At 66.3% G+C, this 9,259-nt stretch carries 12 protein-coding genes; 5 read left to right on the top strand and 7 right to left on the bottom strand.

The features are described from left to right. Positions 1-367, top strand: a 367-nt coding sequence (locus VMR03_RS10890; protein ID WP_325405088.1) for an energy transducer TonB, incomplete at its 5' end; no start/stop codon positions are given. On the opposite strand, the gene VMR03_RS10895 is transcribed toward VMR03_RS10890, so the two are convergent. Next, positions 368-1,156, bottom strand: coding sequence for an SDR family NAD(P)-dependent oxidoreductase (locus VMR03_RS10895; protein WP_325405090.1), 789 nt, complete (start codon positions 1,154-1,156; stop codon positions 368-370). Positions 1,157-1,289: 133 nt separating this feature from the next. Here VMR03_RS10895 and VMR03_RS10900 point away from each other — a divergent pair, with 133 nt between their 5' ends. Next, entirely contained in the window at positions 1,290-2,102 is an 813-nt protein-coding gene (locus VMR03_RS10900; RefSeq protein WP_325405092.1) for an enoyl-CoA hydratase/isomerase family protein, read from the top strand. Further along, on the top strand, positions 2,099-3,031 hold the full coding sequence (locus VMR03_RS10905) for an alpha/beta hydrolase (RefSeq protein ID WP_325405094.1): 933 nt from the start codon (positions 2,099-2,101) through the stop codon (positions 3,029-3,031). The genes VMR03_RS10900 and VMR03_RS10905 overlap by 4 nt, the downstream gene beginning before the upstream one ends. On the opposite strand, the gene VMR03_RS10910 is transcribed toward VMR03_RS10905, so the two are convergent. Beyond that, positions 3,028-4,188 carry an acyl-CoA dehydrogenase family protein gene (locus VMR03_RS10910; RefSeq protein ID WP_325405096.1) on the bottom strand — a complete coding sequence of 387 codons (1,161 nt, stop codon included), beginning with the start codon at positions 4,186-4,188 and terminating at the stop codon, positions 3,028-3,030. The two genes, VMR03_RS10905 and VMR03_RS10910, sit on opposite strands and share 4 nt — an antisense overlap. A 68-nt stretch (positions 4,189-4,256) precedes the next feature. Here VMR03_RS10910 and VMR03_RS10915 point away from each other — a divergent pair, with 68 nt between their 5' ends. Beyond that, positions 4,257-4,505, top strand: a complete 249-nt coding sequence (locus VMR03_RS10915) for a hypothetical protein (protein ID WP_325405098.1) — start codon at positions 4,257-4,259, stop codon at positions 4,503-4,505. On the opposite strand, the gene VMR03_RS10920 is transcribed toward VMR03_RS10915, so the two are convergent. The 3 genes from VMR03_RS10920 to VMR03_RS10930 are packed head-to-tail and all read right to left on the bottom strand — an operon-like array spanning position 4,494 to position 7,335. After that, positions 4,494-5,414: a thioesterase family protein gene (locus tag VMR03_RS10920; RefSeq protein WP_325405100.1), complete on the bottom strand. Its 921-nt coding sequence runs from the start codon at positions 5,412-5,414 to the stop codon at positions 4,494-4,496. The two genes, VMR03_RS10915 and VMR03_RS10920, sit on opposite strands and share 12 nt — an antisense overlap. Before the next feature lie 43 nt (positions 5,415-5,457). After that, positions 5,458-6,360: a thioesterase family protein gene (locus VMR03_RS10925; protein ID WP_325405102.1), complete on the bottom strand. Its 903-nt coding sequence runs from the start codon at positions 6,358-6,360 to the stop codon at positions 5,458-5,460. Positions 6,361-6,369: 9 nt separating this feature from the next. Further along, positions 6,370-7,335 (bottom strand): alpha/beta hydrolase, encoded by a 966-nt coding sequence (locus VMR03_RS10930; protein ID WP_325405104.1) that lies wholly within the window; start codon positions 7,333-7,335, stop codon positions 6,370-6,372. An 85-nt stretch (positions 7,336-7,420) separates the two neighbouring features. Here VMR03_RS10930 and VMR03_RS10935 point away from each other — a divergent pair, with 85 nt between their 5' ends. Next, the gene (locus VMR03_RS10935; RefSeq protein ID WP_325405106.1) at positions 7,421-7,960 is read left to right on the top strand and encodes a 2'-5' RNA ligase family protein; all 540 of its coding nucleotides are present in this window, start codon (positions 7,421-7,423) and stop codon (positions 7,958-7,960) included. On the opposite strand, the gene VMR03_RS10940 is transcribed toward VMR03_RS10935, so the two are convergent. Next, positions 7,957-8,592 (bottom strand): DJ-1/PfpI family protein, encoded by a 636-nt coding sequence (locus tag VMR03_RS10940; protein WP_325405108.1) that lies wholly within the window; start codon positions 8,590-8,592, stop codon positions 7,957-7,959. The two genes, VMR03_RS10935 and VMR03_RS10940, sit on opposite strands and share 4 nt — an antisense overlap. Continuing rightward, positions 8,582-9,259, bottom strand: a 678-nt coding sequence (locus tag VMR03_RS10945) for a GlxA family transcriptional regulator (RefSeq protein ID WP_325405110.1), incomplete at its 5' end; no start/stop codon positions are given. The genes VMR03_RS10945 and VMR03_RS10940, both read right to left, overlap by 11 nt.

Genomic DNA, 9,259 nt, shown 5'->3' on the forward strand with positions numbered 1-9,259 from the left:
GCCGCGAAACGCGCCCGCCTTCCGCCTGGCCTCTCCCGCGCCGATGCCGCCCGTGGAAGCGCCGTCCGCCCCCTCGATCTCGGCCGAAACCCGCGCCGCCGGCATCCGCGCCTATGGCAGCCTCGTCTGGCGGCGCATCGCGGAGCGCAAGCCGAAAGGTATTCACCTTCCCGGCACGGCCTATGTGAATTTCGCGCTGACGGACGAGGGCGCGATCGCCGCGATCCGCGTCGCGAGGTCGAGCGGCAATCCGGAACTCGACGCAATGGCGCTCCGCACCATCGAGGCGGCGGCTCCCTTCGATCCGCCACCTCCAGGTCTCACGTCGCAAGACCTCGTCTTCGAAATTCCCTTCAACTTCCGCTAATCATTTCACCTGACCGCCGTCCACCACTAGCACCGCGCCGGTGATGAAACTCGCGCGGGGGCTTGCGAGAAAGAGTGCCGCATCGGCAATCTCCTCGACCTTGCCGAAACGGCGCAGCGCCACTTCGCGCTTGATCCAGCGCGCCCAGTCGTCGGGGCGCTCCTTGGTGTTCTTGTCCCAGACGCCGCCGTCGAAAAGGATGTTTCCCGGTGCGATCGCGTTGACGCGGATGCCCTCCCTGCCGATGCTTTTCGAGAGAGACCGCGTGACGTGGTTGACCGCCGCTTTCGACGCCGCATAGGTGACGGAGGTGCCGAGCGCATCGACGCCGGCGATTGACGAAATGAAGATCAGATTCGCGCCCGCGCGCATGTCTGCCGGCTGCTTGACGATCCGCTTCAGCGCCTCGCGCGCGAGGAAGAACGAGCCCGACAGGTTCTGAAGAATATCCGCGTTCCACAGCTCATCCGAAACATCGAAGCCGAGGGGCGCCTTCGACATGCCGACATTGGCGATGACGGTGTGAAGCGGTCCGAGCCGCGCTTCCGTTGCGTCGAGCGCCGCCGCGAGATCGGCGGACTGCGTCATGTCGCCCGCGACGGTGAGGAGGTCTTTTGCCGGAATGCCCTCGGTGACCAGCGCCGTCTTCGCCGCGTCGAGCGCCGCGTCTCCCCGGCCGGTCAGGGCGACCTTCGCGCCTTCCCTGGCGAAAGCCCGCGCCATGCCGAAGCCGATACCCCGGCTCGCGCCCGCGACGAAGACCGTCTTTCCCTTGAGTTCCAGTTCCATGGCGCCTTCCCCTGTTCAAATGGATTTGAGGACAGTGCAGGGCTTGCCCGCGCCCGCGTCAAGCCTTGCTTGTCGCGACATTGGGCGTCGGCCTAGACTTTCCCCAACAAGAAATCGAAACCGGGAGGACGCCATGGATTACCAGCAGATCAAGGTCGAGAATCGGGGCGCGGTGACGCTCATCACCTTGAACCGTCCCGACAAGCTCAACGCCTGGACGCCGCGCATGGCCGAGGAACTGGGTCATGCGATCATGGTCGCGAACGAGGATCGCGACATCGGCGCCATCGTGATGACGGGCGAGGGGCGCGGCTTCTGCGCCGGCGCCGATGTCGATGCCGTCTTCAAGACCCGTGTCGACGGCAAGGACCCGGGCAACGACACGGCGGGCGGCTCGGGCGGCATGCCGGCCGGCGTCGACTGGATCGCGCTCACCCGCTCGTCGAAGCCGCTGATCGCGGCGGTGAACGGTGTCGCCGTCGGCATCGGCGTCACCATGATCCTTCCTTTTGACATCATCGTCGCGGCGGAGGAAGCGAAGTTCGGCCTCGTCTTCGTCAAGATGGGCATCGTGCCGGAGCTCGCCTCGTCGCATTTCCTGATCTCCCGCATGGGCTGGGGCAACGCGAGCGAGATGATGCTGACCGCACGGCTCTATCCGGCGGCGGAAGCGAAGGCGAAGGGCCTTTGCGAATATGTCGTGCCGCAGTCGGACCTTCTGGCGAAGGCCTTCGAGCTCGGCAATCTCATCGCTGAAAATCCGGCCCGCCAGCTCCGCATGACGAAGCAGCTCCTCACCGAGAATGCCTGCACGACGGATCTGCGCCGCGCCCAGAAGCTCGAAACCGACGCGTTGCAGGAATGCTGGACGACGCCCGAGCATCACGAGGCGGTCGACGCCTTTCTCGCCAAGCGCAAACCCGATTTCCGGAAGGTGGCATCGTGACTGCCTCGAGCGTGAGCCTCCACATCAACGAGACGCCGCCCGTGCGGCGCGAACTGGAGCTCGAGGACGGCGCCGTTTCTTTCCTCGAATGGAAACACGGACGAGGCCAGCCGGCGCTCCACTTCGCTCATGCCAACGGCTTCAACGGCATGACCTATAGCCGCCTGCTGTCGCCGCTCGCCGGGCGCTTCCACATCCGCGCCTGGGATGCCCGCGGGCATGGGCAGACGCGGCTCCCCGCCGATCCGTCGGGCCATCGCCGCTGGACGATCTTCCGCGACGATCTCATCCGCATGGTGGAAAACTTCGCCGCCGAGGCGGGCGGTCCGGTGCTGCTCGGCGGTCATTCGATGGGCGGCACGACGAGCCTGATGGTGGCCGCCGAACGGCCCGACCTCGTGCGCGGCCTGATCCTCGTCGATCCGGTGATGGTGTCGCGCGGCGCGCGCCTGATGCTGCAGCTCTTCCGCCTGATGGGGCGCAAGGGCGGACCCCTTTCGCTCGCCGAGGGTGCCGAGCGTCGCCGCGCCGTCTTCCCCGATCGCGCCACCATGGCCAAGGCCTATAAGGGGCGCGGCGCCTTCCGTACCTGGCCCGACGAGGTGATCGCCGACTATGTCGAGGGCGGCACACGGTCGCGCGACGACGGACAGATCGAGCTCGCCTGCGCGCCCGCCTGGGAGGCCGCGAATTTCCGCGCCCAGGATCACGACATCTGGGCCGACATCGCGCGCATCTCCTGCCCGCTGACGCTGATCTATGCTGGCGCGACCTCGACTTGCCGCGCGCCCGCGCCCGAGCTTCTCGGCCGCCGCGATCCGCAGGCGACACTGCTCCGCATCGGCCGCGCCACGCATTTCCTGCCGATGGAATATCCCGAAACCGTCCGTCGCGAAATGCTCGATCTCGACGCGAGGCTGAGCGACTAGGCGCCGTAGGTCGCGGCGAGCCCCGCACCGATGCGTTCCTGCATCATCTCGGTCGAGCCGTCGGTGAAGGCCGCGATCTTCGCGCAGGCCATGTGCCGGCCGAGCGGGAAGGCCTCGGAGAGGCCCTTCGCGCCCATCGCCTGAATGCAATCGTCGATGCGGGCGAGGGTGACGCGGCCCGCGAATTTCTTGGCATGCGCCGCCGCCATCACTGCATCTTCATTCCGGTCGATGAGCCTGCCCGCCTCCCGCGTCAGCGCGCGCAGGGCTTCGAGGTCGGTTGCCACATCGGCAAGCGACCAGCGCAGGCCCTGATGCTCGATCAGCGCCTTGCCGAAGGCCTGCCGCTTGGCGCCATAGGCAAGCGCCGTTTCGAGGCTCGACGCGAGGAGCCCCGCGCACATCGCGGCCACATAGACGCGTGCGCCGTTCACGCTTTGCATCGCCAGCTTGAACGCCGTGCCGGGGCCGGCAAGCATGTCCTCATCGGGTACGAAATAATCGTCGAGCGCGAAGCCGCCCGCGCCGATTGCATGTCCGCCGAGCAGCGGATAGGCGTCGGCGCGCCGGAAGCCCTCGCGCCGCGCATCGACGAGGAAGCAGGCGATGCCGCGCCAGCCGGCATTCGCGTCGGTCTGCGCATAGGTGACGAAGAGATCGGCGACGGGCGCATTGGTGATCCAGTCCTTCTCGCCCGAAAGGCGCCAGCCGCCCTCGACCTTGCGCGCGGCGGTCTTGATCGCGGCGAAGTCGCTGCCGGCGCCCGGCTCCGACAGCGCCGTCGCGCCGAAAATCTCGCCGCGCATCAGCGCGGGCACATGAACCTCGCGATGTGTCGCGACATCGCTCTGGGCAAGTTTCGCGGCGACGTTATGCGTGTTGATCATCGAGAAGGTAAAAGCCATGTCCGCGCGCGACATCGCCTCGGCAATGGCAAGCTTCAGCAGATAACGCCCGCCGAGCCCGCCCTGTGCCTTCGGCACTTCGAGCCCGAGGAGCCCTTCCGCCGCCGCCATTCGCAGCGCCTCGACAGGCATCCGCCTCTCGCGCTCCCATCGCGCCGCGGTCGGCGCCACGACGTCGCGGGCGAAGCGTCTCGCCCGGCCGAGAACATCGCTTTCTTCCGCCGAAAGTTCGCCGCCCAGAAAATCGCTCATGCCTCTCCCCATCTTCTTTACCGCAGGATAGCCTTGAGCCCTCGCACCCTCAAATCGCCGGTCTTCACGTGCCGCTGACTTTCTCCGAAGCCGATCCCGACCGTCCCGCCAAGGAAGCGCGCCTTCATGCGATGGGCGAGGTCGAACTCCTCGCGCTCTACAACGAGACCCGAAAGGCCGCGTCCGATGCCCGCCGCGCGCACGACATGGAAACGCTCTACCCGCTCGCCCGCGGCATGAAGACCATCCAGCGCATCGCCGGCGAACGCGGCCTGGTCATAAGGGCGCGGCGGTTTGAGAAGTCCTCAAACGCCTAACCCCGGCACCACGAGCTTCTCCAGCCGCTCCCGCATCTCCTCGGGAATGGGAATGGCCTTGCGCGCTTCAAGGTCGAGCGCGATGGCGACGGCTTCCGCTGTGCCGACCGCGTGGCCGGTCTCAAGATCGAAGAGCCAGTGGCACCATGTATAGGTCTTCGGCCCCACTTCCTTCAATCCGCTCCTGAGCGTCAGCACGTCGCCGACGCGGGGAAAGCGATGATAATGGAAGCGGTATTCGAGCGCCGCGCCGCCCACCTTCGTATTCTGCGAACGGTCGTCGCCGCGCGTCTGGCCGAGAAGGTTCGGAATGGAATCGGAAACGATCCCCATGAAATGCCGCGTGGTCAGAAATCCCTGCGCGTCGCATTGCGAAGCCTGTACCTCGCCCTGCCAGGTGAAGAACAGCTTCATCGTCTCGGCTTCCTTCAGCGTCGGCGGTGTGCGCGGTTCGTAGATCTGAAGCCCGCGCGGCGTCCCATGCGCCGGCAGCTCGACCGCGATCGCCTTCACGGCTTTCTTGGCGCGCAGCGTCAGCGGCTTGATCTCATGCGTGTCCTCGTCCATCAGCTCCACGTCGGCCGCGAAGGTCGCCGCGACGTCGCCGGAAATCGTGTTCGTCATTTCCATATAGACGCGCAATCCGAAATCGGTCGCGCCGAGCACGCCGGCGCGGATCGTGAAGGGCGCGCCGGGACGCTGCTCGCGGAGAAACCGTACGTGGTGGTCGCGCGCAAAGAGCCGCGCCCGTTCGGCATCGATGTAGCGGGGGCCGAGCCCCAGATAGACGCCGAGCGCGGCAAGCCCCTGCGTCGCGTGCTCCATGTAGAACTGCACGTTCATATGGCCCATCTGGTCGGCCTGCCATGTCTGCACGCTGGAGCGCGCGACGTCGATCATCTCTCCCATGGTCTCGTTTCCTTGTTCTTCGTGTATCGAGATCGGTTATTCGTCAGCCGCGCGCGAACCGGGCGGCGATGCTGTCTGGAATAGGGACCGCCTTGCGCGTCTCGCGGCTGAAGAGAAGCCCGAGCCCTTCGGCGGCGCAGGCGGGTTTGCCCGTTTCCGCATTGAAGAGCCAGTGCCGGTAGCGCAGCGTCTTCTCGCCCGCTTCGACGAGCCCGGTGCGCACGACCAGCGTCTCGCCCGCCAACAATTCGCGGAAATAGACGAGCCGCATCTCGACCGTCGCGGTCGCGAGGCCTGCTGCCGCCTGCTCGTGCCGGCCGAGCCCCGCATGCGCCCACATATGCCCCTGCGCATCCGAAAACCGCGCCATGAAGAAACGCGCATTCATGTGCCCGTTGGTGTCGCATTCCCAGGGGTTCACGACCGAGCGATTGCTCTCGATCATGCCGAGTTGGTCGGCGCGGGCGAGCGACACGTCGCGGTCCATCGCCTCGCGCGAAAGCCCGCGCGGCCTCGCATGGTCCGGTTCCGCCACGATCAGCGCCTGCGCCTTCGCCCGCGTCTCTTCGGACCATGGCACGAGACGCCGCGTTCCGAGATCTAGGCAGCCAACATCGACGACGAAAGTGGCCGCCAGCCGGTCATCGACGATCTCGCGCATCTCCTGATACATGCGCATCGTCTTGTCGCGAACCTCGAGCGTGCCTGAACGGACCAGCACGAGGTCGCTGGTGCGCAACTCGCGATGAAAACGGACGTGATGCTCCAGCGCGACATAGCCGAGTCCGCTTTCGCGTTGATGCGTGAAGCCCATGCCGATCGCGACGCGATAGTTGAACGAGGCGTCCGACGTCTTGCCGATATAATGCTGGATGTTCATGTGGCCCATCTCGTCGCATTCCTGCATCGAGACATAGCCGCGATAGGTATCGATCATGCCGGTCATGCGGGCCGGTCAGCCTGTCACGCGCTTGAGAAAGGCGTCGATCCGTTCATTGGCGGTCCGGGCGATCTCGCCGGGGAAGGCGATGAAGCCATGCGCGCCGCCCGGATAGACGCCAAGCTCCGCCTCGCGCCCCGCCCCGACCCAGCGGCCGTACATGAAGAGCGTGTCGTCGACCAGCGCATCGCGCGTGCCCACCGTGAAGAGCGCCGGCGGCATGTCCTTCAGATTGGCGTAAAGCGGCGAGATGTCCGGATCGCGCCGGTCGAACTCGGGCGGCAGGAAGGCATCGCCGAACTGCTGGATGTCGACGGTGCGCAGCACCAGCCGCTCATTGCCGAAATGCTTCTGGCTCGGCGTCATCGCCATGTCGAAGGCGCCGAAAACGAGATTGGCGCCCTTGAAACCCGTATAGCCGTGCCGGTCGCGCATGCGGAGAAGCGTCACGGCCGAAAGATGCCCGCCCGCGCTTTCGCCGCCGATGGTGAGCCGGTCGGTGCCGAATTCCTTCTGCGCGTTCTCGACGAGCCACAGCGCCGCCGTCTCGCAATCGTCGGGGCCGGCCGGGTAGGGGTTCTCCGGCGCGAGTCTGTATTCGACGCTGACGACGGCGAGCCCCGCATTGTCGGCGATCCGCTCGAGCATCGGATCCTGCTGGTCGGACGCGCCCAGCACCCAGCCGCCGCCATGGATGTGAAGATAGACGCCTCTGGGATTGTCCGGCGCGATGATCCTGAGCGGCACCTTGTGTCCGCCCTTGCCGGCGATCTCGATCACCTTCGCGCGGGGAGATTTCGGCAGCGGCGGAAAGCCGCCTTCGCCTTTCGCCCGCGCCTCGCGCACCGTCTGCGCGCCGATCTCCCACCATTCGGGCAGGTTCCCGAAGGCCTGGATGATGAAGTCGTTGATCCCCTTGGTCTCGGGCGAAATCGCCTCCGGACGGAACAGGGCTGGATCGAAGGGGTTCTTGTCTGACATGAGGGCGCTCCCGAATTTTATTTCGGGGGAGTAGACCGGATTCTGCCGCATTCGTCTAATATGAAGGTGGGAAGGAGGTGAGGCGATGCAGACGGCGCTGGTATTGCGCATTCCCGAAGCCGAGGCCGCGATCGCGCATTGGCGTGCGCGTCACGATCCGGCCGCGGCCGATGGCATGCCCGCCCATGTGACGTTGATCTCGCCCTTCAAGCCATCGTCCGAAATCGACGCCGAGGCCGAAGCCTCGCTCGCCTATGTCTTCGCGCAAAGCGCGCCGGTCGATCTTCATTTCGCGGAGACGCGGCGTTTCCCCTCCGTCCTCTGGCTTGCGCCCGACCGGGCCGAACCCGTCGTCGGACTTGTCCGCGCGCTGCGCCTCGCCTTTCCGGATCACTTGCCCTATGGCGGCGCCCATGCGGAGGTCGTGCCGCATCTCACCGTCGCGCATCTGTCGGCCGATGCGTCCCCGGAGGACCTCGACCGCATCGAGAAGGAATTCCTGGCAGACGCCCGTCCGCGTCTCCCGATCCGCGCCCGCATCGAGGCCGCCTCGCTCTTTTGCAAGGACGAGGACGGCTGGCGCGAGAAGCGGCGTTTCGACTTTGGACGGAAAGAGAAAGGTTAGACCGCCGCCGCGTAAGGCGGTGCCGGATCGTATTGCATGCCCATCTGCGTGAACCGCGCATGGTCCTCGCCATGCATTTGTCCGACGAGCCAGAGCGCCATGTCGATCCCGGCCGAAACGCCGGCCGAGGTCACGACGTTGCCGTCGCGGATATAGCGCACGCGCTCGACCACTTCGGCGGCCTCGCCGCGCTCGCGCAGCGCCGGAATGAAGGCCCAGTGCGTCGTCACGCGCTTGCCCTTCGCGGGGCCAGCCGCCGTCAGCACCATCGAGCCGGTGCAGACGCTCGTCACCCACTCGCAATCCCCGGCGACGCGCGCCACCCAGTCGGTGATCGTCTTGTTGTTCACCTCGGTCCGCGTGCCCTGTCCGCCCGGCACCAGCAGCAAGTCGAGCTTCGGCGCGTCGGCAATGCCGCAATGCGCCTCGACGCGCATGCCCTTGGCGCAGGTGACGGTCTTTCCCGTCTCCGAAATCAGCAGCACCTTGTCGGGCCGCCGGTTTTCCGACCGCGCGAACATCTCGTTCGACATGGTGAAGACCTCGTAGGGGCCGACGAAGTCGAGTTCTTCCGCATCGTCGAAAATGAGAATGCCGATGGTGCGCTCGCGCGCCTTCGCGTCATGAGACATGAGCTCTGTCCTCCGCAGTGAGATCGAGTGTGATCGGCCTTTTGGCCGTCTGGAATCTTTCGCGATAGCGATTGGGCGTGACGCCGAGATGCCGGATGAAGGCGCGGCGCATGCGCTCACTGCCACCGAAGCCGGCATCGAATGCGATCGCCTCGATCGAGCCCGCGCCGTCGATGATCCGCCGCCGCGCCTCGTCGAGCCGTGCGCGTTCGACAAAGAGGGCCGGCGACATGCTGGCCGCCGCCGCGAAGCGCCGCGCGAAGGTGCGCTCGCTCATATGGGCGCAGGCCGCGAGCGCCGGCACCGTCAGGTCGGCGCGGGGATTCTGGACGATATGGGCGCAGACGCGCGCAATGCGCTCGTCCGGGACGCTCTGCGCCGCAAGTTGCGCCGAAAATTGCGATTGTCCGCCGGGCCGCATCAGGAACATCACGAGGTGGCGCGCGATGGCCAGCGCCGTCTCGCGGCCGAGATCTTCCTCGACCAGCGCGAGCGTCAGGTCCATGCCGGCGGTGACGCCGGCCGACGTCCAGATATTGTCCGCCCGCACATAAATGGCGTCGCTGTCGAGTTCGACATCCGGGAAGAGGCGACGAAAATTTTCGGCGAAGGCCCAATGCGTCGCCGCCCGCTTGCCGTCGAGAAGGCCCGCGCCCGCCAGCAGCAG

This window comes from Parvibaculum sp., from assembly GCF_035511255.1.
In the GTDB taxonomy this organism is placed as follows: domain Bacteria; phylum Pseudomonadota; class Alphaproteobacteria; order Parvibaculales; family Parvibaculaceae; genus Parvibaculum.